A 24830-nucleotide genomic window follows, 5' to 3' on the forward strand; every position below is an offset into this window, starting at 1 on the left:
ATAGCAATGATTGCAATGTCTATTTCACAAAAACCGTATAGGTTACGGATGATCCTCCGTTAACCTTCGCCTTCATTTTGATGCTGTTGATAACTCCGCTCCACGCCTGGCCAGGGAGTACCGATTTGCCGCAAACGAATGTAATCGTACCCGGCGTAAACTGAACGATCGAAATGTCTGTACCTTCGATAGGACCTGCGGTAAGCTCCGCTTTGCCGGTCAACGTCGAGAGATCCAGTACCTCTATCGCATTTGGATCATAGTTCACCACAAGCGTATATTTGCTGAAGTCCGTTACATTCGAGGCCGTTAGTCCAAGGTCAACGGCAACACCTTTGTTCAAACGCGCCGTTAACGTATTGTTGACGATTAGATCCGACCACTCGCCTACACCAGCCAAATTGCGCATGCGCAGACGATACTTATGTTCTGTACCCGCCATAACTTTGCGATGAGTGTATGCCGTCTTCAGACCCGCGTCCACGATTTGCCCGTTCACCTCGATGTCATAACCGATCGCCGTCGGATCTGCCTTCCAGGCTACATTTGCCATCGTATTCGTTGATGTAATGTTGATGCCCTGTACTAGCCCAGGCTTGTCCGGAAGTGTCCGCACTTTCACAAGCGGGCTCCACTCGCCTGCAATAGATGCATTGCGAGCTCGAATACGATAGGAGTGATCGCTGAACGTATCCAGATCCGTATCGGTATATTTCGTTTCGTTAAACGCATCAACGACAACTTTGCCGTCAATTTCAATGTCGTAGCCCATGCTGCCTTGTACCGATCCCCATGTAATATAGACTTCGTTTTTACCCGGAACAACGCTGATGTTCGACGGTATAGCCGGGCGCACTGGCAGTGTCTGAATGCTCAGCGGCTCCGACCACGCGCTTGTACCAGAAGCATTTGTAGCCCGCACCCGATACAGATGGTTGGATTCTGCAGCAAGTTCGTTATGGATGTATTTCCCATTCACAGCCGCTTGCACGACTTGATCGGCTTCTACCTGATATCCCGTTGCATCCGGTACCGAATCCCACGTCAACTCAATCTCTGATTCTGTTATTTTTTCTTGAATATTGACCGGCGTCTCAAGCAAGAAGGTTTGTACCGTTACTGGAGCGCTCCAACTACCGTAGCCCATTTCGTTAAACGCTCTCACTTTATAGGTATGATTGGATGAAGGAGTCAGCCCCTTGATCTCTAGGTAGTTCAACTCCCTGGCGCTCAAGATCAGACCGTCCGCTTCAATCTCATAACCGCTTGCATCCAGCGAAGCTCCCCAATTCAACTGTACCGAACGAGCTTGCGCCGAAACTGTTAACGTCAGTGCATCATTAGGTACGGTCAGTGAAGTGGTTATCCGCTGCATAGGGGTCCAGCCGCTCGTGCCGCCCGTGCTGACTGCACGCACTTGATACGTATGCTGGGTACCCGGTATTAGCTCCGTTATTTGGTAATTAGTTTGCTTCCCAACGGCGATGAGTTGACCATCCCACAACAGTTCATATTGGATAACGCTGCTAACGGCTCCCCACGACACAGTGACCGTCTTACTCGTCGCAACGGCGCTCGGCGATGCTGGCTGACTCGGTGCGACCATAAGCGTACGGACGCTAAGCACAGAGCTCCATGCTCCAAGCAGACCGTCCTTTTCTGCGCGGACGCGGAACGTATACACCGTATTCGGCACGAGTGACTGCTTTGTATACCGCAGAACATTGCCCGCTGCGATCGTCTCGCCGTTGACTTCGACTTGGTAGCCAGTTGCTCCCGATACGGCATTCCAGCTAATAGTCGCTTCCGTGCTGGATGGCAGCACCTTCAAGCCAGTAGGCGCATTTGGCGCTTTTGGAGGAGGCCCAATTTGAAGGACGCTCGAAAATGGCGTCTCCACCCCTTCTTCATTGACGGCCCGAATCTGGAAGCTGTACGATTTGCCTGCTGTCAATCCTTTTACTTTAAGCAACCCGTTTTTTGGCATTATCCATGAAGGGTTAGCTGTCAGGTTGCCTTCGGCATTCACAAATCGGTTGCCTGCCTTGAGTTGATATCTTGTGCCCTCTCTATTATTGGTTGCTACATAAAATTCATAGATACCATTTTTCTGATTTTCCAATATTAGGCGAGGCGTTTCCGCCAATGTATAGACATCCTTAGATACTGTCGTCACTTGACCGTCCGTATGTTTAATGTCCATCTTCACTTTGAACTTGGTGTTCGGAGAAAACCCGGTAAACGTATAGGAAACCTCGTTCTGAACGCTGCCGGTTACTACAATCCCTTTGCTAGAATCTCTGTATGCCACCAAAGGATTGTCTTGATAAGTCAAAGCACCTCCCACGGCAAGCGCAGGGGTTGTAATGTCGCTGGTTGTTGCGTTAGTCAAGGTCTTCGCGTTTGACCATTTGCCGTCCACCAGCGTTTGAGTTCGCAGATTATACTTAGTAGCGCTGACGAGCGGATCAATACCGGAATAATACAAATGGACATCATTGCTCTGACCAACAGTCAATGCTGGTTGAATCTGATTATAGTTAAAATTACTAGCGGTCAAAATTTCCGTATTTGACCAACTGCCCGTTTCTGGTAGGCGTTTATAGTAAATTTTATTGTATCCATCCGGACCAATATGCGACCATGCAACATGCATAGTATTATTTTTATCTATTACTGCGGCAGGATCAGCAGCAACTAAACCTGAGCTATCGAACTCCGTCTTCTGCCATGTTCCATTTGTTTTGACCGCATATGCAATTCTGAACGAGCTAGGAGGATATATGGTTTGCTTTTGTTCGAATAACACCCTCGGATTCCTGTATCTATCTAGTACAATAATCGGATTAGTATGATTTAGGCCGTTATTTGCCGTAACTTGCTCAGGTACGCTCAGAGCCGATCCATCTTCTGCAATACTGGCATAACGAATGTTGTAGGTGGAAGGATATTGAGCGTTTTTACTAACCCAGACGGCTTGCACACTGTTGTCTGCCGACGTAATCGCGACATTACCGGACGTCGGTATATCCGTCTGATTCGTATCTACAGGTTTCAGCAATGAAGCGATATTCTCATTAGTCTGCTTTGCGCTGTCAAACACGAAGCCAGAGATATCTTTGGGACCATTGCGGACAACTCCAAAGATTGTGTTCCCAACAGCCGTAATCGCTGCATTAGATGAAATACCTGGACCAATGAGCGTGCACAATACGGCCCAGGTATAGCCTTGATCATCAGAAACCATAAACTGAATGATATTCGTACCGGTCGTGTAGACCGGAATAATCCACTTCCCATTCGCGGTCACCGTAATTTTCCGTGTACCTGCACCGCCCAAATCAGCCACGTTGGAAGATAGAACTGTCCTATCGGTCAATACTGAACGGCCGGATATCCAATTGCTTGACCAACTGGTACCCCAACTCGCAGTAGCAGTGAATCGAATCGGATTTGCTCCAAGATCCCTGTTATTGCCCTCTAATTTTATAGATGTTTTAATGGAACCCGACGTCGTTTCCGTGATTAGTTCTGGCGGAAGCGTCCGGGCCTGTATATTAATTTTCACAATGCGCTGCCAGGTCGAGAGACCATCCGTTACCTCAAAACGAAGCGAATGCTCGCCGTTTGCCAAATTTTTCAGGTTAACAGGCAATGTGACCGTATGCACATCTGCCGGCATCTCGAATGTAGTCGACTCAGCCGGCTTCGTTTCATTGTCGATGTAATAGCGAACCGTAACAGGCAGACCTTGTTTGTACTGTACTTTAAGCTGGTATTCTTCCTGCGGAAATGCTTTGAATTCGTCCAGGTAACTGATCGTTTCTGGAAAGGATCGGTTGGCGGTAGAGCCGCTGGATGCAAGTCCTTGATTGTTAGAATAGAGCCCCCACACGGCTAGGCGACCGTCACTGATTGCAAAAGATTGGTTAGAGCCCGTAACAGCATTGGTTGCCATGATGCCGTTAATCCTAGTAGGGATATACGTATTCGTATTATGGCCTAGGCCTAGGCTGCCGTTTACGTTGGACCCCCAAGCGAAAATAGAACCTTGCTTATTCCATGCCAGTACATGCGTGCCGGAAATAGAAGCCCCCACAATGCCGCTTAAGCCCGTAATGGTCGTCGGCGGAAACGCATTGCTGCTGTCAGAAGCTGTGCCATTACCTAACTGACCGGTGCTATTATTGCCCCATGCCCTTAACATACCGTCCCTCAAAATTGCAATTACCGTATAGTCTTGTATTACAAGCGACTTTACAGGAGGCAAACTCACCGTTGAAATTGAGGCTGGGGAAAGTCTGGTAGAAGTATCACCTGTCCCCAATTTTCCGTACAGATTATTCCCCCACACGCTTACAGTTCCGTTTGAAAGAAGCGCGTAGCTGGATTGCCCTTTCGCATACACAGCGCTTACGCCAGTCAAACCTGGTATATCCGTCGGAACAGTCCTGGAGGTTGTATTGCCCAATCCCAATTGGCCAGCTTCGTTAGCTCCCCAAGACTTAACGGTACCGCCTGTTGTTAACACCAGCACATGATTATTAGCGGCGGCCAGGCTGCTTACACCGGTGAGCGACGGAATTTGAACTGGGGAAAGACGGTTCGCCGTATCACCTAATCCAAGATGTCCGCCCCCGTTGAACCCCCACGCTTTTAACGTCCCATCATTTGACAAAGCAAACGCAAAATTGATTTGTGCAAAAATTTCTTTGACGTTATTGAGACCGGCAATAACAGCCGGGCGGTTACGGCTGCTCGTCGTGCCATTGCCCAATTGACCGTAGGTGTTCGTCCCCCAAGACATGACCGTCCCGTTTGTAAGCAGAGCTAGTACATAATCCCCACCCACGGCAATTTTTTTCACTCCGCTCAAGTCGGATATCCTTGTGAATGTGCCACCGGGAGCCGTATCCCCCAGACCCATCATGCTACCGTTATTTCCGGCAGTCCAGACAGTTCCGTCTTCAAGCAAGACGTAAGTGTTTGAATCGTTGGAAACGACATCCAGAACCTTTCTGGTATTGCCGTAAAGCACGGTCATTTTATTTCGGTCTGTGGTGTCTCCTAGCCCTAGCTGACCATAAATGTTATAACCGGAAACTTTAACCGTATTATCCTTCGTAATGGCGACAACATGGTTTTCGCCCGCCCAAACATTCGAAAAAGTATCCGTTGGATTAACTTGCGTTGGAATTGTCCGATTGGAGTTGTCACCCAATCCAAGCTCGCCAGTAGCGTTATCCCCCCATGAGAAAAAAGCTCCCGCTTCATCGATAGCGTATGAAGAGTTGCTTCCCGCCGCGATTTTTTTCACTTTAGTTAACGCGTTTAATGAAACAGGAAGCCGTGAATCCGTTGTGTTCCCAGTTCCGAGCTGACCTTTACCATTATGGCCCCAGCTTTTTATCGTTCCGTCATTATGAAGCGCAAGCACATAAGAGTAACCGACGGCGATTTCTTTTACGTTTTCAATGCCCGCCACATCATGAGGGGTTGTTTTGGAAGTGGTATCCCCAGTGGCGAGCTGGCCATAAGTATTCGCCCCCCAAACCTTAAGCTTACCGTTGTTCAGTAGTGCAACCATGAAATCAGAACCCGCCTGAATATCCCGGACATCCTGAAGATTGGGGATTTCGACCGGTACCGTTCTCTTTGTTTTGTCATTTAAGCCTAGTTGGGATAAAGAGTTCGTTCCCCACACAGCAACCTTGCCGCTCTGAAGCAGCGCCATACTGAATCCATTCGCTGCGAACACTTTTTGTACACCTTGCAGGGAAGGAATTAAGGTCGGCTCTGTCACGGGATCTGAACCCCCGTCTCCAAGCCCTAACTGACCGCTGCTGCTATACCCCCAAGCTTTAACTCTGCCGTCAGCAGTAAGGCCGAGTGCATGACCGGCGCTGATCGACAACTGCTTAAATTCTTCTAAATGAGGAACATAGCGCATTCCCTGCAAGTCTCTTTCTGTAAGGTCTGGATCCAGTTTCGGAACGCTGTTTTTTCCCGTTACATGCAGCTTGCCATTGTCCCACATTACAGTGTTAGACGAAAATGGATTGGATTCAAAGGAATAAGACTGCTTTTCAATCTCCAGCATCAGCGGAGTGCTTGAAATGTTAATTCCGGCCACTTGGGTAGCCTTGTCACGGTCAGTGCTGTCGCCCAACCCTAGTTGAAAATTCCCATTGAAGCCCAGCGCCCATACCTGATTGTTTACATCGATAAAGTAACTGGTACTGTGGCCAGCATAAACTGTGGTGACGTATTCAAAGGGCTTGTAAAGCATCGGAGTAAATTGTGCCGTAGTTGATTTGTTCCCTAGTTGGTAGCGACTGTTATAGCCCCACCCATAGACCTTGCCATCCCTTGCAGACGCCCAGAAATGATTGGAACCAGCCTCAATGTGCGTAATGCTGCTAAGGCCAGAAATCGTCGTCGGAACATACTTAGGGGAATTATCCCCGATTCCAAGCTGGCCGTTTTCATTAAGTCCCCAACTCATGACATTACCATTGCCTAGCAGAGCGAGGGCAGAGTTCGCCCCAGCCGCAAGTGCCGTGACATTAGAAAGAGTCGGGATTGTTACAGGTGTTAATTGGCTCGTTGTATGACCAATTCCCAGTTGCCCGGAAGCGTTGTTGCCCCATGACTTCACTGTGCCATCCTCCATAAGCGCTAACATAAATGAGGAACCAACTGCTATGTCCTTCACATTCGTAAGACCGGGAATGGCTTGAATTGGTGTTGCGGTATTGAAGCGGCCAAGCTGGTAATTGGTGTTGTCTCCCCATGTGTATACCAAGCCGTCCGCGCTTAATGCCGCAACGAAATTATCGCCTGCAGCAATTTTAGCAATATTGGATAAGAAAGGAATGGACGCAGGCGTCGCAGACGAGCCAAACTGTGGCAGATTAGCAGCACTGGATCCCCATCCTTTAACTGTACCGTCATGCAATAGAGCAAACACGCTAGAACTGTTCGCTGTAACTTCTTTTACATTTGTTAAGCCAGGTATATCCTTTGCAGTAGAATACGTAGCCTGGCTAATATGTCCAAGGCCCAACACATGAGCCCCGACCCCCGCAACCTTAACCGTTCCATTCGTTTGCAGGAATACGGTAAACAAACTTGTACTCGCAATGCGGTTCGGTACAATGCCCGGCCCACTATTTGCCGAGATCATCTCAGACTTAGGTCCCCAGCCTGTAAAAAACAGTTGAATCGTAAGCGAGAACAACAGGACAAGCTTTACAATCTTGGTCATTCGACCTCTCATTCTTTTTAACTCCCCTACTCTGAAAATTTGCACGAATGCATAGATCATAATATGGGGAGATATAAATTTCCATAAGATATTTTGTCGAATAATGTCGTTTAATATATAAATAAATGTTTTTCGAAATCTTATAATTATTTACTTTTAGATCAAAAGATGCTTATATAGAGATATATTTAGCGCTTTTTCAGTCAATTTCATTGATATCTCATTTCAAACCAATTTCGTTTATTGAATTATATGTAATTACAAAATATATAAAAATATAATAGCATACTACGTTTAATTAATTTATTGAGTATAAAAATTCAAAAAACAAAACACAAAAATAATTTCTAGATGGAAACCTTCTTTAAGCTGTAGACGTTCAGATCGCAATTTAATAAATAAAAATAGATGATTTCTTCTATCCAAAGATCCTATATTCCTTTATAAACTTCAAATGATTAGCAGTTTGTAGCCCATTCCACTCTAGTTCCTATCTTTCAATTTATTTTCTATTTTTTGCTCTTTGCCAAAATAAAAATGCACCCTTAGAATTCCATTGAATGACCCTGTAGTTAATGTCATATCAATGTCTATTCAAGAGTGCATTACACTGAGAATAACTCAAAACTTCTTATCAACACTTCTTACAAAACCAAAACCCGCTACCGCATCTCCGAAGGGCTCCGCCCCGTATACTGCTTAAACTGCCGGCTAAAAAAGAAAATATCCCGATACCCCAGCGCATCGGCCACCTCAGTCACGTTCATCCCCGCCTGCATCAGAAGATGCTGAGCTCGATCAATCCTTGTCCGAATCATATACGTCTGCACAGACATCCCGATCATTTCCTTAAACTTCATAGAAAAGTAGCGCGGAGAGAGCTGCGCCCTTGTCGCCAAATCTTCTACGCGATGCGGGATGCTCGGATTTTGCCGGATGTAGTTGGCGACCTCATGGATCGCTTCCGTAAGCTGATTGCTCCCCTTCTTCTCCACCGGCGCTTGATTGTCGGATCTGAGCAGCTGAATAAGCAGCGACTTCAGCACCAGTCTGGCCTCTTCCTCCGCAGCGTACGTTTGAACAAGGAAAAGCCTTACGTAACGGGTAAGCATATATTCAAAATCAACCGTATCGGTCAGCATGCGGTATCTTTCCGGGATCGCCTCTGCCTCTTCGTTCACGGCAAAATGGATGTACGTCAGCACCAGCGGCCGCTGCGGATTATGGGTCGCGCTTGTATAATCTCCAGGTCGGAATAAGAAGCAGCTTCCTGTGCCCACCTGGTAAACCTGCCCGTTGACCTCGACCTCACCTTCGCCGCTCCATACATAGAAGAGGTCGAAATTCGCCATCGGCAGCTCGCGTCTAGCCCATCTCCAGCCGGGTTCGCACACGATTTTAGCAAATGCCGGAAGAAGGCCAAGCGAATCGGGCGAAATATGAAGCATAATAAATCCTCCTTCGCATTTTTGCGTTGTGCGGCATCATTTGGCGCTATGCCTGTCCCTGCCTTTTGTTACCTTTATTATAGTGCATTCCGACGAGCATTCAACAGCGTACATCACGCTTGCACGAGAATGAAAATCATTGAAAAAAACTCAAAATGAGAATGGTTTGAATCCCCTAAAAATGTTATACTATCACGGACATTAATTGTATTCAAATGAATGATTTTCGGAAGGATGGAATGAAGTCCATGAACCCACTGGCACAGCAATTAAACGAGACGTTACAACGGGAAAACCCAAACGTCTACGCCATGTTGTCAAACCTAGGAAAAGCGATTTATTTCCCGAAAGTAGGCATTCTCAGCCAGTCTGCCGAAGCGAAAACAAAGGCTTCCAAATTTAACGCTACAATCGGCATCGCAACCGAAGGCGGTCAGCCGATGCACCTCAAGCTCATTCAGGATACGCTAAGCGCTTATCAGCCAAAAGATATATATGAATATGCGCCGCCTGCGGGCAAGCCCGAGCTTCGCACCGCATGGCGCGCAAAAATGATAAAAGACAACCCTTCCCTCGAAGGCGTAAGCTTCGGCAATCCCATCGTCACAAACGCGCTCACGCACGGCTTGAGCATCGTAGCCGACCTGTTTGCGGATGCGGGAGACGCCGTTGTCATACCGGACAAAAACTGGGAAAACTACGAATTAACCTTTGGCGTCCGCCGCGGCGCCGAGATGGTAGAATATCCGCTTTACAACGATAGCCTTCGCTTCAACAGCTCTGCCTTCCGCGAAGCTTTGCTCGCACAGAAGGACAAAGGAAAAGCGATCGTTGTGCTTAATTTCCCGAACAACCCGACCGGCTACACGCCAAGCCATGAAGAAGGCGAAGAAATTTTAGCCGCCGTCCGCGACGCCGCAGAAGCGGGCATCAACGTTGTCGTGGTGACGGACGACGCTTACTTCGGCTTATTTTTCGAAAATTCGCTTCAGGAATCGCTTTTCTCCAAATTTGCGCAGCTTCATCCGCGCGTTCTGGCCGTTAAAGTAGACGGAGCGACGAAAGAAGAATACGTATGGGGCTTCCGCGTTGGTTTTATCACCTATGCCTCGCAGTCGCAAGAAACGCTTGCCGCTCTGGAGCAAAAGACGCTCGGCATTATTCGCGCCACGATTTCCAGCGGACCGCATCCGTCGCAAACCTTCGTGCTGCACGCGCTGCAATCGCCGGACTTCGAAACACAGAAGGCCGAGAAGTTCGAAATTATGAAGCGCCGCGCCAATAAAGTCAAATCGCTGCTCGACAGCGGGCGCTACGGCGATACTTGGGAATACTACCCGTTCAACTCCGGTTACTTTATGTGCCTTAAGATTACAAGAGTAACTGCGGAAGCTGTCCGCCAGCACTTGCTGAACCAATACGGCATCGGCACCATCGCACTTGGGGAGACCGACCTGCGCGTCGCCTTCTCGTGCATTGAAGAGCCCTATTTGGAAGAATTGTTTGATACGATCTACAAAGCCGTCAATGAAGTGGTTGCGGTTTCCAACAAATAGATAGATCTAATAAGTAGATCTATTCAATAAGTAACTCGATCCCATAACGGCTAATCACCCACCACGATAAAAAAGAGGCTGTCCTCCTATGAAACGTTTCCCCTGCAGAAGCGGGCTTTGCCCGCCATCCCACTGCAAAAAAGGAAACCGCTCATGCGCGGACAGCCTCTTTTCCTATCGTTCAACTATTCGTCCTCGGCTTCTTTCAAAATCTTTTTACGGAGTCGAGCCGGCCTTATAAAAGCATAAGCGGCTGCGAGGGCTAACGCTGCAAGCGGCGGGACGACAATGCCGCCGATCAACAGCGGAATCGCGCTTGGCAGCCAAAGCAGCAGCAAACCTGCGGTAAAAGCCGTCTTGTCCACTTTAAGAAGCTGCTCCGTCTGCTCGTCGTCCGGGAGCGGATAAACATGCTTCCATACGGAATGGCGGTGAACGCTTCTAAGCGCACCTAGCTGCAAACCGTAGATGACGACAAAGAGCAAATAGACCATAAACGCTCCCCATCCCGCAAGTCCGGCGGCATCCGCCGTCCAATAACCGACGAGTCCGCCGAGTAGAAGCAAACGGACGAGTATGCCTCCAATTTCGGTACGAGTCAAGGAAGCGGAAAATAAAAATACAAAAGTATGTCGGTGCGCAAATGGGATACGCGGCAGCACCCAGCTTAAGTAGGGTCTGCGAACCACTTTAATGGATAAAATCGGAACGTCGATAAACAAGCTGAAAAAGGCGTAATACCTCTTCCTCGTCGTACCTTCCTCTTCAATTAACCTCTCCCAAGGCAAACGATGGCGCTTCGGCAATCGATACCCTATCCAGAGCAGAAGTCCGCATAGAACGGTGAATACCGCTGCCTGCCAAACCGGTACGGTCAGCCAGCTTGCTAAAGCCGCCCCCGTCATCACCCAGCGGGCTGTTCGAAATAGCCGCCTAATACCGGGCCAGGCCATCCTTCTTTCCTGCCATGCTGCCCCTTTATTGCCGACTTTCAGCGCTGCGGCAGCAAACGCCAATAACCATGGACCGCTCATCGCTTCCCCTTGGACATAAATAGGCATATACAGCAAAAAAACAATCGAGCCAAGCACTACGTTCTTTGGAACGATACTCCAATAAGCCCGTTTCAAATAGGGTCCCATGTCATATTCTCGGGGCATCAAATAGACAACATCTGCGGGAGACAGATAGGTACGCAGCGGGCTCCAGCAAATGAGAGGCGTAAGCGCCAATATGCCCGTCCAAACAATAGGAAAATCGGGAGGAAGATTGTGAATGAGCTTAAAATAACCAATGACTGACGCAATGACGATCAGCGATAAAAAGGACGGAAAGCCGCTTTGGAACATATAGCGAAAATAAGGCATCGTTTCCTTGCGGAACGCCTTCGCCCGGTCGCCCCACAAAACATCCAGCCCCGTACCCATCAGCTTTCCCCTCCGGCAACCAGCCGATAGAAAGCATCCTCCAATGTGCCGTTTCTTGACTCCATCCCTGCGGCCTCACGAATCGCGTCCAAATTCCCTTGCGCACTGATGCGGCCTTGATGCATCACGATAAACCGATCGCAATACGCCTCGACTGTGGACAAAATATGCGAGCTCATTAAAATAGCCGCGCCTTCTTTTTTCACTTCTACCAATTGATCCAGCAAAGAGCGAATGCCGAGCGGATCAAGTCCTAGAAAAGGCTCGTCAATAATGTAGAGGGAAGGCGAAGCGAGCAGCGCGCTCATAATCATTACTTTCTGCTTCATCCCTTTAGAAAGATGGGAAGCAAACGCTTTTCGTTTCGGCGTCATTTGATACCGATCCAGCAGCCCCGCCACTTTCCGCTCATAATCGGCCTCGGGTACGCCGTAAGCCATGCCGCTTAGCCGCAAATGATCCTCCACCGTCAGCTCATCGAATAGCACCGGAGTTTCAGGCACATATGCAAAAGCCGATCGGTAAGCCTGCGTCCCTTCTTGCAGCGTAGCCCCCGCCACTTTGACCTCTCCTTGATGAGGGCTCATTAAGCCAAGAATATGTTTGATCGTCGTGCTTTTTCCTGCGCCGTTGAGTCCAATGAGACCGACCATCTCTCCAGCTTTCAGCTCAAAATTAAGATCGTGCAGCACCGGTCTGCGGGGACTGTAGCCCCCGGTTAATCCATCCACTTGCAATATCGATTCCACTTCGATTCACCTTCTGCCTGCCAAAAATAACCTTGCTACCTCCAGCATACCGAATTCGGGCCGCAATATCAAAAAAAGAAGCATCTTGACGCCGCTAATGCAGCTTCAAGACGCTTCCTTCCATCATGGTTCCCACCATTCTTATTTTATTTCAATCGATTTGACGATCGCGTTGTCGCCTTTTACCTCAACCACTTGACCGGCTTTTAGCTTGGAAGCGTCGCCGATAATCGCAACATTCGGATCAACATTGTAGATCGCAACTGTTGTTTGTCCATTTGAGATACGGTTAATAGAAATCGTCGACAGCTTAGCCTGAGAATTGAAGTTCAGCGTGTTGACGATGCCCAGCTCCGTGAATGCAGTGGATACAGGCGCTTTTTCTGTCACTTCGATAAAGACAACTTTGTTCTTATAAGTCCGTAGGAACAGCTTGTCTCCCGCTTGCAGCGCGCTAACCGAAGCCTTTTTGTCATCTTTGAAAATAAAGACGGAAGGATCGATATCAAGCGTCAATTCTTTATTGCCCTCTTGCACAACTGTCAGCTTTCCATTTGCCGGAGCTGCTTTCAACTGGCCGTAAATGGCGCGGTTGTCATGATCCGGAGTTTCGCTGTCCGTGCGGTCGAGAAGCGCGGCAAGCTCGGCGCGTGTAACCGGCTGGTACGGACGGAACGTTTTGTTGCCGTGTTTGTCTTCATAACCGGTAATAATTCCTTTTTGCAGAGCCAATGCGACATAACCAACGGCACCCGCAGGAATATCTTTAGCATCCTTAAAGTCCAGCTTCGTATTGTTCAGCTTTTTGGCTTCGTCTTCCAGCTTCAGCGATTTGATTAGCAAAATCGTCGACCAAAGGCGAGTAGCGTGCTGCTCCGGCTTAATTTCCGTATCCGTTTCGGAGAACAAGTCGTTTTCAAGCGCTACCGCTACATAACCGACCGCCCACGGATATTTTTTCTTAAGCTTGTCCGCATCTTTGAAATGAAGCTCCGTGCCCATTTCCGCAGCGGATTCCGCTTGGTCGCGCAGGCCCATCAAACGAACGGCAGCCGTTAACGTTTCAATCCGGGTAATTTTATCTTTAGGCTTAAACGTGCCGTCCTCATATCCGGTAAACACGCCTTTGGCAGCCAGACGCATAATGTATTCCAGCGCCCACTCCAAATCTTCCTCGTCTTCAAACTTCCAAACGATTTTACCATCATCGTCATCGTCGTCTTCATCATCATCGTCGTCATCATCGTCTTTGTCTTTCTTGTCCTTCCAGTCCTTGCCTTTGCCATGATCGCCTTTATATTCACCTTTATGATAGCTCTTGCCGTCCGCAAATGCGGATGTTGCTCCTGTTGCCAGCATAATCAAAGCCATAGCCGAGATTGCTGTTTTTTTCCACAACGTTTGTTTAGTCAAAAAAGCCACTCTCCCTTATTTACGATTGCGGATATTCCGCTTTTTACCTTCGCCAATAACTTTCGAGGGCAAGGAACCGTTTTAAGGGGGGGTGGCTTAAAATTTTTTAAACTTTAGGTTTGTTGGAAGCTCGTTTTTCCTTGAGCCATTTAGGAGCGCCCTTGTTTTTTCCTTCTTTTTTCTTTTCTACTTTAGGCTTGACGGAGGACTTGTCCCGTCCTTTTTTGTCCGCGGCGGACGCCTTTTTCGCTTGCGGCTTCGAGCTGGCCGAGCGCGACTCTGCAAAGCCTGCTCCTCCACGGCTTGTGGAAGTTTTTCCGCCTGGACCTGCAGAAGATACTCTTGCGCCGGAACCTGCGCTTCTCTCTGCGGACACTCGGCTGCCAGTTCCATGAGCGGAACCTCTGCTTGCAGTCTGGGATGCTCCTCTACCAGTTCCAGACGATGCTTTTCTGCCTTCTGATGAAGAAACATCTCTTCCTTGTGAAGCATTCCTGTTCACGAACGAAGATGAGCTTCTATCCACTCTCGGCGAAGCTTCTCTTCCCGCTGATGGAGATCCGCTTCTATCCGCTCTCGGCGAAGTCTCTCTTCCCGCTGATGGGGATCCGCTTCTATCCGCTCTCGGCGAAGCCTCTCTTCCCGCTGATGGGGATCCGCTTCTATCCGCTCTCGGCGAAGCCTCTCTTCCTGCTGATGGGGATCCGCTTCTGTCCGCTCTCGGCGAAGCCTCTCTTCCCGTTGACGAAGCCGCGTTTCGATCCGTTCCCGGCGAAACCTTCCTTCCGGTTGGCGAAGCGCTGGTACTTAACCCCTTCTCGCGGGCAATTCGCTCCATCTTCGGTCTAGTCGCCTCGCGCAATTGCTCCTCCGATAGAAGCTCTCCCCGGTACATCGCCCTCTCGCTTAGGTCGATGCCTAGCTGTTTACGGAATTTCTCCATAATGAACAGCTCTTGAGGGGTCACAATCGTAATGACCGTGCCGGGGCGTCCCATACGGCCCGTTCTGCCGGCGCGATGCACATAATGATCCGCGTCAACGGCCGGATCGAGCTGCAGCACGAGCGGCAGTCCTTCAATATCAAGCCCGCGCGCGGCTACATCCGTGGCCAGAAGCAATTGGCAGCGGCCGTCGCGGAATCTTTCCAGCGTGGCGGCTCTGCGCTGCTTGTCGGAATCGCCGTACAGCATTTCCACGGTAAAGCCTTCATAAGCCAGCTTGTATTGCCAATTTGCTATTTCATTTGTATCGTTCAGGAACAACAAAGCGGACTTCGGTTCCAGCAGCCGGATGATCCGTCTTGCCGTATCCGTCTTGTCCCTTTTGTCGCTCAAAATATAATAGTTTGTAATCGTCGAAGAAACCCGCTGCTCCGGTCGCAGTTGCACCCGGTTGGTCGATCTCATCCAGCGTCCTTCAAACCGAGCCATCTGATCGGGATATGTGGCGGAGAAAAAGGCCATTTGCCTCTCTTTGCCCATTGCGAACAGCACCGCTTCCACTTCCTTGGTCGAGCCAAGCTGAAACACTTGATCCGCCTCGTCAATGACCGCATATCTTACATCGTGAAGCTTAAGCTTCCGCAGCTTAAGCAGCTCATGCAAACGTCCCGGCGTACCAATAACGAGATGCGGACGCAGCTTCAGCTTCTCGACCTGCCGCTTCAAAGCGGCGCCGCCTATCAACTGCTGCACGCGTACACCTAGCGGCTCCGCATAAATTTGCGCGACGCGCACAATTTGCATAGCGAGCTCCTGCGTCGGAGCAACAATAACGGCCTGGATCGCATCGGATTTTACTAGTATGCGCTGAAGAAGCGGCAGCAAAAAGGCAAGCGTCTTGCCCGTTCCCGTCTGCGAGCGTGCCGATACGTCATTGCCCGCAAGCAAAAGCGGAATCGTTTCCGCCTGCACGGAGGTCGGTTCGATGATGCCGTTCTCTTTTAAAACGTCGATCAGCCTGCCGTCTATCCCTAAATCATTCCATGTCAACTTACTCATTGCCATTCCCTCTCTTGTCTTTCACTATTTTCGATTAAACAAACCGCCGAACATCCGGTCAATCCACCGCGGAAACAACCCGTACAGCTTAATGCCCGCAGAAGCGGCATACGGCAAATCAAGCTCCGACTTGCGCTTTTCCATCACCCGAATGATCTTTTTTGCCACATACTCCGGCTTCATCATAAACCAGCGCACATTTTTGACGTAGGTTCCCGCAGGATCCGCAATTGCAAAAAACTCTGTATCGATCGGGCCTGGATTAACCGCCGAAACGTCGATGCCTTCCGGCCTAAGCTCCATTCGGAGCGCATTCGTAAAGCCGAGCACCGCATGTTTGGTTGCCGTATAGCTGGTTGACTTCGCCGATCCGATCTTACCGGCCATTGACGCAATATTGACGATCTGACCGTCTCCTTGCCTTTTCATATATGGCAGCACCGCTTTTACACAGCGCACAATTCCCAAATAGTTCGTATCCATCATGGCCTCGTAGCCGCCGACAGGCATGTTGTCAATCGTTTCGAACTGGCCGTATCCGGCATTGTTCAGCAAAATATCAATGCGGCCGTACTTCGCGATAATAGAATCTACCGTCTTCTGCACGTCATCCATATTCGTTACATCCATTACATAGTAGGCGCATTCGCTCTTTATAGCCGACGCCTGTTTCTTCAACCTATCCTCATTGCGCCCCGTCAAAATCGGTATGGCGCCGCGCTCCGCCAGCATCGACGCGGTCAGCGCACCGATCCCGCTGGAAGCGCCGGAAATGAGTACAATTTTCCCGCTCAGCATTCTACATCACCCACTCACAAGTGTACTCCATGACAAGCCCTTTAAGCAAAAAAAAGCTCCATCTTTCAGCAAAAAAAGCTCCGTGTAGGAGCTTCTTCGCCTTATGATGCAACCAGCACTTGAATATCCAGTTCTCCGATCCCTTCCAGCATAAGCGGAATCGTTAAAGCCCGCGTAGCGTTAAAGCTTGCCGCTTGCTCCGAATGAATGATCTTAGGCGGCGTAATATCTACCTTGATGCCTTGATTAAAAAGAATGGTGCTTGCATTGCCGCTTATCATATTGCCCAATTCGGAAATGGCGCTTCGAACAATTTCGTCTATCTCGGATAGAGCATAGCCGCCCATCATCGCCGAGACCATTTTGAGCGCGACCTGTTCACTTAGTCCGAATACTATATCACCGTTCATTTGTCCGTTGATTCCGATTTGGATCCAAATATGGTTTTCAACAAACTGAATGTCCTTGACTCCGAGCTGCCCCGCAGATGGCTTAATTTGCACGACTTGCTCGATTACGATTTTTGCTGATTCAAGAAACGGGTTTATATATTCTGCCTTCATAAAGAGGGATGCGCTCCTTTTTTCGACAAAATTCGCAATTTGTCTATTTTGCAACTATTATACTCGAATAGATAGGACAAGTATACTAGAAATAAAGGATATCGATCTTTAGACCTATGTGGATGATATATCCATTCCTTGATTAAACTGCTTTTCCTTGACCGCTTCTGCGGTAGCTCATTCTCATCAAGCGCAAACGCTCATACAACTGCTCCACAGAGCGGTCAGCCTCGTCCAATGCCGCCTCCCCATATACCTGTTGCAACACTGGTTTCAAATAGCGGTCGCCTACCGCCTCCAGCGCTGTCCAAATTTGTTTGCGCTCCTCATCGGGAACGGCGCTAAGCTCCCTTTCTATTAGAGGGTCCAGATCATAGCCCTCCTGCTCCAACTGCTCAATGCGCAGCAACAGCTCCCTACGCGAGAGGGAAAGCTCCGCTTGAATCCGGTCAAGCCCCCCTTCCTCATGCAAGATGGACAAAATTTTCTTCTTCTCCTGCTGGCTTTCCATTAAACTCTTATATTTGTTTTCCTTCTGCTTATACAGCCAAGCTCTATAGAAGCTCGGGTCCAGCTTCTCCGGCACCCAATCGAGCGGAAAAGCGGCGGCTCTCTCCACTCCTTGCGTAACAGTTAAGATGTCGCTCCCGTAAGCTTCGTGTCTGGCGGCGCCCCAGCCGGGAATTTGCCGCAGCTCCTCCTCGTTCCATGGGACAAATGCGCTGATCATCCATAACATGCGGTTAGTGGCGATCAAGTAAGCGGATTTCTTCTCCGCAGCGGCCACCTTACGGCGCCATTCTCTCAAAGCTTGGAATAGTTCCTCGTTCGCGTGCTGCTCGCCATAACATTGGAGCATGGAATAGAAGCTGCCGCCGGCATTTCGTTCTCTCTCCAGCATGCCGTCGACGACTGGGAAATAGCCCTTGCCCATCATACGGGCGATGCCATGCCGGAAAGCCGCCATCATCTCCTCCCAGGATGTGCCTTCGAACCAACGTTCGGGAGACGCCTTGCCTTTCTGACCGTCCCTATCTTCCAGCCAAAGCACGGACCACAACCCGCTCTCTTCGCAAATGGACAACTGAGCCCCTTCTATCCCTCCGATCTCGGCCGCTTTCTCGAACGTGTTTAAAAATACGATTTGCATCTCTTCTTCACTCGCCTCTCCCTAGTTAAATGTTCGAAGTCGATGAACGATTCCTCTTGGCTGCAACAAAAAAAAAGCACCCCTTCCGCTTGCGCGAAAGAGGTGCTTCCCCATACGTTCATTGATTCGATTGACTACATGCTATCATAACAAAGGAGCGTTGACAAGCACCAATTAAGTCGCCTCCCGGCAAGGAATGCGGTATAATGAAAACCAACAAAATGATACAGGAGGCGAGCCGGATGCATCTGCCCGATTATGACTTTATGTCAGACACAACCGAAGAAACGTCAACGAGATTTGTTACTTTTATAAGCCCCAGCATGAAACGTTTCGATCTTGCCGTCACCTCGACCAGCCGCTTCTACGGGAAAAAGCTCGTTACGGATTTGCAAGCCGGCAAAACGGCGATTATCGGATCGGATGATCTGGAGGAAGAAGGCTATTTGGAGCATACGTTCAAATTATCGGAAGAAGAAGCGGCGGAGCTCGCCCAATTTCTTTATTTTGTGGTAGGAACAGTGAATTTTACAGATTGAAGTCGGCAAACCTAAGAGGGCAGCTAACTAGAGTGAAACGGAAGGAGCTTGCCCTTGAACCGGATTGCAGATGAAGATCGGCAGCGCTATACGGATGTATCGACTGTACAATCGCAGCGAAACGACCTTGCTTCCGAGGAATTTCCCGAAGGATCATACGGATCCGATCTCCCCAGCGAGTCGCTCGGCAAAAGCTCCCCTTGGCGCATAGACGCTAAAGCTGCGAAGCCGTTCAGTTATGAAAACCACTCCCTTCACGCCGGCCTTCCTCGGAATTATCCCGGCGAAGATGATGAGCCGTCTTCCATACCGGAAGTGCAGGACGAACCCTAACCAAAAGAAAAACGCCCGGACGGCTGCATCATGCAATGGATGCGGCGCGCGAGGGCGTTTTTTTGATGAATACTATGCCTTTATGAAGCCGGGTTAAGCTCCAGTTCGTCTTCCTCGCCGCGATTAAACGCCTCACGGTCGAATTCGCCTTCGGAATCGGCAACAAGAAGCGCCGTAACGGTCGTGCCTGTCGCATTTACTGCGGTACGGCCCATATCGATTAGAGCCTCTACCGCTACGACTAGCGCAATCCCTTCAAGCGGCAGGCCAACTGCAGTCAAAACAACTGTCGTCGAGATGGAGGCCGGTCCCGGCACTCCCGCGACGCCGATCGACGAAATGACGCTGACAAGCACGATCAATACATAATCGGTAAGGCTTAAAGATACATTGAACGCTTCCGCGACAAATACCGCTACGACAGCCGGCCATACGCCTCCGCATCCGTTGAAGTTCATGGATGAACCGAGTGGAGCGACGAAGCTGGCGATTTTAGGGGAAACGCGCAGTCGCTTCGTAATCACTTCAAGATTCACAGGCAATGTTGCAAAGCTGCTGCGGGTCGTAAAGGCAACTGCAACGGTAGGATATGCCTTTTTGAAAAACTTGAACGGATTAACCCTTGCAACAAACGCAACCAGTCCGCCGAATACAAACACAAAATGCAATAAAAGGGCTACGTAGCTGACCAAAATCAGCATAGCGAGCGGCTCAAGCGTCTCCCATCCGTAGCGGGCGGCCATAACCGCGATTAGAGCATAGACGCCATACGGCGTAAAACGAAGCACATATTTGACGACTTGGTGCAAAATTTCGGTAGCGGACCCAATAAACGCTTTGACCGGCTGAACCGCATCCGGCTTTTTGCTCCCTACTTTGACGATAGCGACGGCAATAAAGAGCGCAAAAATAAGGACAGGCACTACTTTTCCTTGAGCGGCGTCATTGATGGGATTGGACGGAATTTGTTCCAAAATGACTTGGAAAAAGCTCGGAACTTCTCTCGCCTCGAAATCTGCCGGAGGAGCCGCGGAGAAGCCCGCACCCGGATTCAGCGCCGTTGCCACAAGCAAGCCGATAATGGCTGCAACGCCTGTTGTGCCTAGAAACCAGCCGATCGTCTTCACGCTAAGCTTACGAAGATAACTTAGATTGGTAATGGAAATGATACTGTTGATGACAAGAACGAACACTAGCGGAATAACGATCATGCGAATAAAGTTGATATAGATGGAGCCGATTGTGCCGACCCCTTCCGTCTCCAGCTTGAAGTAATTGAACAGCAAGCCCGCTCCAAGCCCAAGACCTAGCGCAATAAGTACGCGGGTTCCGAAGCCGACGCGTTTTTTGGCTAGAAAATAAAGAACGCCTAACAGGACCAGCGAAACGAGCAGCGAAATTCCATTCGTTTCAAACGCCGACACTAAGTTGTTTTCCATGATGATTGAACACCCCTTCTACTTTGACCCATCCTATAAATGGGAATGAATACCAATATATCATATATGTTTACTCGGATATAAAACGATAATAGCAACGCCCCCTCCGTTTGTCAACGACTAAATTGAACGGACTTGCGCTCAATTTAAAGAGGGGGCGTGCTCGCTATTGTTAAAGCTCGTGAACCGTTATTTCGCTTCTTACCATAAATCTTGCATTCAGACCGACTTGCCCGATTCCTTTGGATATATAAAAAGCGCCGTTTGCGCTTTGATGAAAACCTTTGTACACGCCGCTAGCGGGCAGAGGCCCTTTTGGCCTAAGCGCATAGAAATATGGAATGTTCAACTGCTTGCCATGAAGATGTCCAGCCATTAAATAAGTAAACGGCCTCCGCAAATCAAGCACCAGATTGGGATCGTGAGTGATGACGAGTATAGGCTTGGCCCCTGTCACATCCCGAAACGCTTTCCCGATGCGGCTATGCCCTGTGCTGTAATTGTCTATGCCAACCAAATCAAAGCCGGGCAAGGAAACCGATTCGTTGCGCAGAACGACAATGCCAAGGCGGTTCATCATCGCTATCATTCTCCCAAGCGAAGGACGGGAAAACTTATGGTCATGGTTGCCAAGCACCGCAAATAGGGGGACTCCGCTTGCCGCAATCGGGCTTAAATAATGCTCAAGCTTAGGCAAATGCCTCGGCCTCGATGTAAAATCCCCCGTCAAAAAAATATAATCGGGCCGGATACGGTTTATTTCAGCCTGCAGCCTGCGAGCGGAAATTCTGTTCATTTCGACATGCAGATCGCTGATTTGCAAAATGCGCGCCCCGATGCCCGCCGAATAACGGACATGCTCCACCTTCAGCCACTGCGTCGGAAAAATGAAAGCCGCATAAATGAGCGCCCCAATCGCCCCTATTGCCATAACAAGCAGCGCTATGTCCATCCGTCGCAGCACCCCTCTCTTTTGCAAACTGAAGCTTCGAACTGCTTCAATTTAGTATAGAGGAGAGTGGAACAAAAAGCCAAACCGATGAAGGCTTCCGATTGGCTTACATGCTGAAACGAATAAGGCGCTCTTCCGACAGCGTCGCCAAAAAGGAAAACACGTCGGCTTCGCAGGTCATCCGATCTACGTTGTATTCCTCCAGCAGCGCGTCGACAACGCATCCTACCGAGAGGGAATGAACAAGCAGCTCCCAAATGCGGGAAGCCGTTTCACCAAGCAAATAATATTTACCGCTGGAAGGACTTAGCAAGGTAGTTCCACCCGCATACTCCGAGTCTACGATCAAATCCCGGCTGATCTCTACGCGCAAATACGCGGATAAAGAAACCGTAACTTCGGTCGGCATAAAAAGCTCCGCATTGAGATTCATGCTCCAAATTCCCTCCATTTAAGTGGCGGTCATAGCCGCGCTAATGAGCGACAATCGGCTATCGCTCCAGGACAGGTCGCCCCTCTGCCGCAAAATCTCATCCATTCCGTAATATAAAATGTAGTTTTGCAACCGTTCTTCGTCTGCACCCGCATAAGGGGACACTACAATTCGGGACCCTCGTACAATGCGCAGCACTCCGGCTTCCGGCAAGCAAATCGTCGTTTGCTGCGGCTCCGGCTCCATACTAAACGATCCGGTGTCGACTCCATTTTTCAAAAAGGGATCTATAGCAATAAAAATATCCGGCTCATCGCTGCCCATCGCCGCTCTCAAGGAAACGGGCAGAGGCAGTTCGCTGGCAATAATGAAGCCGTTGACTCTATACCAAATACATGATTGCGGGTTCATGCTTTCACCTCGGATATTGATTGATAATCGTTCTTTATAAAGAACATAATCGGATTCTATCACTTCTATTAAATGACTGTCAACGTTCGTTGAAGCAACTCTGCTTCTCTCCATATTTTTCCAATATTTCGAAACGGTAAAGCTTGATTTTAGGCGCATTATTTTGTTGACAAGGGCTATATGAGATGGTAACCTTAGAACTAGTTCTTAATAAAGAACAAAAACGAATGAAGAATTCTCTAGAACAAAATAAAGGCGGCCGTTTGCCGCATCCCTATACCTTTTTCAGAGGAAAGCCCGTCCATCCAAAATTGTTCTATACCAAGAACAAAACGGAATGATTGCACAGCCAGGCAGTCGCTTCGACGTCATTTAAGCAACCATCATCCAGGAGGAACCCATGAGCGCCATCAGCTGCATTTATCATCTTGACCGTCAATCCCTATCGCCTGAGCTGGGTCCCCTGCTCATGAGGCATTTCAATCAGTATCCGGCGGACGCCGTCGATTTTTGGCAGGGCGACGGTATCTTTTTAGGCTGCCACAGCCAGTGGATTACGCCGGAATCCCGTATGGACGCTCTACCTTATTACCGTTCGGATCTCAATTTGGCTATAACGGCAGACGCTATATTGGACAATCGCGCCGAATTGTTCGACAAGCTGCATATTCCAGCCGCCGAGCGGAGCGCGATGACTGACAGTTTGCTTATTTTGCTGGCGTACAAAAAATGGGGACAGGAAGCCCCCGCTCATTTGGTTGGTGACTTTGCCTTCATCATATGGGACGGCAGCGATTCGTCGCTATTCGGCGCCCGCGATTTTTCAGGCACGCGAACGCTGTATTTTGCCAAAAGCGAAGGGTTAATCGCCTTCAGCACCACCATTCGGCCGCTCTTCGAGCTGCCCGGCGTAGAGCGGTCCTTAAGCGAAAGCTGGATTTCGGAGTTTCTTGCCATTCCGATCACGACGGAAGCGGTCGATTTATTCGCCACCGTTTACAAGCAAGTCGAACAGCTCCCCCCTTCCCATAGCTTTGTTTTACGGGGGCAGAAGCTGTCCTTTCAGCGATATTGTACGATCACGCCGCAAAAACCGCTTAAGCTTCGCTCCAATGAGGAGTATGAGGAAGCATTCCGGGACGTTTTTCAAACGGCCGTATCTTCCAAGCTCCGCACCTTCCGGGAAGTGGGCGCCAACTTAAGCGGCGGCCTCGATTCAGGCTCCGTTGTCAGCTTTGCCGCGCGGGAGCTGCGGGAGCAGAACAAAAAGCTGCACACGTTCAGTTATGTGCCGCTTGACCATTTCAACGATTGGACGCCGAGAAGCCGGGTCGCCAACGAACGCGACAATATACGGCAAACGGTAAACCATGTCGGCAACATTCACGATCAATATTTCGATTTTCCGCAAAAAAATCCGCTGACCGAAGTGGACGACTGGCTGGAACTGATGGAAACGCCCTATAAATTTTATGAAAATTCATTTTGGACCAAAGGCATTTACGAGCAGGCCCAAAGTGCAAATGCTGGCGTGCTGCTGACGGGAAGCCGCGGAAACTGGACGATTTCTTGGGGAACCGTCCTCGATTATCAAGCATCGCTGCTGCGCCGCATGAAGCTGTTTAAGCTTTATCGGGAAATGACTTTATACAGCGGCAACTTGAGCGTTCCAAAATCGCGCCTGTACCCTATAGTGGGCAAAAAAGCTTTTCCCGGACTCGTCCGACTGCTTAAAAAGGGACCGGAGCCGAAGCAGCCGTCTTTTGACCTAATCAACCCCGAATTCGCGAAGCGGACAAAGGTGTATGACCGTCTGGAATCGCATGGCTACGACTTTTGGGGCCAAGCTTCGCATGATGTGTTCGACGTTAGGCAAAAGCAGTTCGAGCAGCTCTATTATTGGACCATCACGGGCACCGTTGGATGCAAGCAGTCCTTGCGCCATAAGCTTTGGGAGCGCGATGCAACAAACGACCTGCGCGTCGTCCGTTTTTGCTTGTCGCTGCCGCATGATCAATTTGTCCAGGACGGCTACGGGCGTTCATTGATCCGCCGTTCAACAAGCGGCTACTTGCCCGACAGCATCCGGCTTAACCAAAAAGTACGGGGCATCCAAGGCGCGGACGGCCTTTACCGGATGATGCCTGCTTGGAACGAGCTTTTGAGCGAGCTGCGGGGAGTTATTGGGGATCCCGCCATTGCCGGCTATTTGAATGTGCCGGAGCTTACGAGGGCGCTGTCGGCGATTGAACATTCGCCAAAACCCGAAATCGTCTTTGACACCGAATTTCGGATGTTGATGCGCAGTCTCATTTTCCGCCGATTTATTCAAAAACACGCATGAAGGGAG

17 protein-coding genes are annotated in these 24830 nt (G+C 49.5%); 4 read left to right on the plus strand and 13 right to left on the minus strand.

Features of this window, described 5'->3' with window-relative positions; all coding sequences use genetic code 11:
• Positions 1-19: 19 nt before the first annotated feature.
• Positions 20-7279 (minus strand): RCC1 domain-containing protein, encoded by a 7260-nt coding sequence (locus ACFQZE_RS10255; RefSeq protein ID WP_379356421.1) that lies wholly within the window; start codon positions 7277-7279, stop codon positions 20-22.
• Positions 7280-7929: 650 nt separating this feature from the next.
• Positions 7930-8715, minus strand: coding sequence for a helix-turn-helix domain-containing protein (locus ACFQZE_RS10260; protein WP_379356424.1), 786 nt, complete (start codon positions 8713-8715; stop codon positions 7930-7932).
• Between the two features lie 248 nt (positions 8716-8963).
• Here ACFQZE_RS10260 and ACFQZE_RS10265 point away from each other — a divergent pair, with 248 nt between their 5' ends.
• Positions 8964-10271, plus strand: coding sequence for an aminotransferase class I/II-fold pyridoxal phosphate-dependent enzyme (locus tag ACFQZE_RS10265; protein ID WP_379356426.1), 1308 nt, complete (start codon positions 8964-8966; stop codon positions 10269-10271).
• Between the two features lie 185 nt (positions 10272-10456).
• Here ACFQZE_RS10265 and ACFQZE_RS10270 read toward each other — a convergent pair whose 3' ends face one another.
• The 7 genes from ACFQZE_RS10270 to ACFQZE_RS10300 form a co-directional block, all read right to left on the minus strand.
• On the minus strand, positions 10457-11698 hold the full coding sequence (locus ACFQZE_RS10270; protein WP_379356428.1) for an ABC transporter permease: 1242 nt from the start codon (positions 11696-11698) through the stop codon (positions 10457-10459).
• Entirely contained in the window at positions 11698-12453 is a 756-nt protein-coding gene (locus ACFQZE_RS10275; protein ID WP_379357024.1) for an ABC transporter ATP-binding protein, read from the minus strand. Before ACFQZE_RS10275 ends, ACFQZE_RS10270 begins: the two co-directional genes overlap by 1 nt.
• 135 nt (positions 12454-12588) lie before the next feature.
• Positions 12589-13860, minus strand: coding sequence for an S-layer homology domain-containing protein (locus ACFQZE_RS10280; RefSeq protein ID WP_379356430.1), 1272 nt, complete (start codon positions 13858-13860; stop codon positions 12589-12591).
• 106 nt (positions 13861-13966) lie between these two features.
• Positions 13967-15862 carry a DEAD/DEAH box helicase gene (locus ACFQZE_RS10285; protein ID WP_379356432.1) on the minus strand — a complete coding sequence of 632 codons (1896 nt, stop codon included), beginning with the start codon at positions 15860-15862 and terminating at the stop codon, positions 13967-13969.
• Between the two features lie 24 nt (positions 15863-15886).
• Positions 15887-16660, minus strand: coding sequence for an SDR family NAD(P)-dependent oxidoreductase (locus ACFQZE_RS10290; protein WP_379356434.1), 774 nt, complete (start codon positions 16658-16660; stop codon positions 15887-15889).
• A gap of 101 nt (positions 16661-16761) precedes the next feature.
• The gene (locus ACFQZE_RS10295) at positions 16762-17223 is read right to left on the minus strand and encodes a chemotaxis protein CheX (RefSeq protein ID WP_379356436.1); all 462 of its coding nucleotides are present in this window, start codon (positions 17221-17223) and stop codon (positions 16762-16764) included.
• Between the two features lie 142 nt (positions 17224-17365).
• Positions 17366-18373, minus strand: coding sequence for an HRDC domain-containing protein (locus ACFQZE_RS10300; protein WP_379356438.1), 1008 nt, complete (start codon positions 18371-18373; stop codon positions 17366-17368).
• Positions 18374-18615: 242 nt separating this feature from the next.
• On the opposite strand from ACFQZE_RS10300, the gene ACFQZE_RS10305 reads away from it, so the two are divergent.
• Together ACFQZE_RS10305 and ACFQZE_RS10310 are read left to right on the plus strand one after the other, a co-directional pair.
• Positions 18616-18912 (plus strand): DUF3055 domain-containing protein, encoded by a 297-nt coding sequence (locus tag ACFQZE_RS10305; RefSeq protein WP_379357026.1) that lies wholly within the window; start codon positions 18616-18618, stop codon positions 18910-18912.
• A 54-nt stretch (positions 18913-18966) separates the two neighbouring features.
• Entirely contained in the window at positions 18967-19245 is a 279-nt protein-coding gene (locus ACFQZE_RS10310) for a hypothetical protein (RefSeq protein ID WP_379356440.1), read from the plus strand.
• 80 nt (positions 19246-19325) lie between these two features.
• Here the strand turns inward: ACFQZE_RS10310 and ACFQZE_RS10315 are convergent, their stop codons facing one another.
• The 4 genes from ACFQZE_RS10315 to ACFQZE_RS10330 form a co-directional block, all read right to left on the minus strand.
• Positions 19326-20684: a dicarboxylate/amino acid:cation symporter gene (locus tag ACFQZE_RS10315; protein ID WP_379356442.1), complete on the minus strand. Its 1359-nt coding sequence runs from the start codon at positions 20682-20684 to the stop codon at positions 19326-19328.
• Between the two features lie 172 nt (positions 20685-20856).
• Entirely contained in the window at positions 20857-21636 is a 780-nt protein-coding gene (locus ACFQZE_RS10320; RefSeq protein WP_379356444.1) for a metallophosphoesterase, read from the minus strand.
• A gap of 106 nt (positions 21637-21742) precedes the next feature.
• Positions 21743-22069, minus strand: coding sequence for a PqqD family peptide modification chaperone (locus tag ACFQZE_RS10325; protein ID WP_379356446.1), 327 nt, complete (start codon positions 22067-22069; stop codon positions 21743-21745).
• A gap of 18 nt (positions 22070-22087) precedes the next feature.
• Positions 22088-22480 (minus strand): hypothetical protein, encoded by a 393-nt coding sequence (locus ACFQZE_RS10330; RefSeq protein ID WP_379356448.1) that lies wholly within the window; start codon positions 22478-22480, stop codon positions 22088-22090.
• 400 nt (positions 22481-22880) lie between these two features.
• On the opposite strand from ACFQZE_RS10330, the gene ACFQZE_RS10335 reads away from it, so the two are divergent.
• The gene (locus tag ACFQZE_RS10335; protein ID WP_379356450.1) at positions 22881-24824 is read left to right on the plus strand and encodes an asparagine synthase-related protein; all 1944 of its coding nucleotides are present in this window, start codon (positions 22881-22883) and stop codon (positions 24822-24824) included.
• The last annotated feature ends 6 nt before the right edge of the window (positions 24825-24830 follow it).

The organism is Paenibacillus sp. GCM10027627, from assembly GCF_042675505.1.
GTDB lineage: Bacteria > Bacillota > Bacilli > Paenibacillales > Paenibacillaceae > Pristimantibacillus.